We start from the raw sequence: 486 nt of genomic DNA on the forward strand, positions 1-486 counted from the left end.
AACTGCTGGCACCGCCACCACCGTTCATTCCGCCACCGGAAGTGCAGGTACAGCAACCCGTACAGCAACAACCGACCATCTCTGCCGTGTCCAACGTCAAGCCAGAGAACCCGGTCTTGCCAAGGGGTCCTGCACCGACCGCACCGGCGGCTGAAACCAGGTCCACTGGTCCGGTCGTTGTTCCTGGTGTGATTGACTTCAACGTCGGTGGTTGCAAACCAGAATACCCGCGTGCTTCACTGCGCAATGAAGAAACCGGTATCGTCCAATTGTCCGTCCTGATCGGTGCCGATGGTTCCGTGGCAGACGTCAAGATCGACAAGTCCAGTGGCTTCCGTGGTCTCGACAATGCTGTTCGTTCCCAATTGATGTCCGGTTCCTGCAAAAACAAGCCCGGTACCGTCGATGGCAAACCGCAACAGACCTGGACCAAAGTCCAGTACGTCTGGAAGCTCGAGTAAGCAATCAGGCAAGAGCAGACCCCGT

At 57.2% G+C, this 486-nt stretch carries 1 protein-coding gene; it reads left to right on the forward strand.

Features of this window, described 5'->3' with window-relative positions:
- Positions 1-461, forward strand: a 461-nt coding sequence (locus ACO0K9_RS28080; RefSeq protein ID WP_422990695.1) for an energy transducer TonB, incomplete at its 5' end; no start/stop codon positions are given.
- Positions 462-486 lie beyond the last annotated feature (25 nt).

Source organism: Undibacterium sp. Ji50W (assembly GCF_049340445.1).
Lineage (GTDB): Bacteria > Pseudomonadota > Gammaproteobacteria > Burkholderiales > Burkholderiaceae_D > Undibacterium.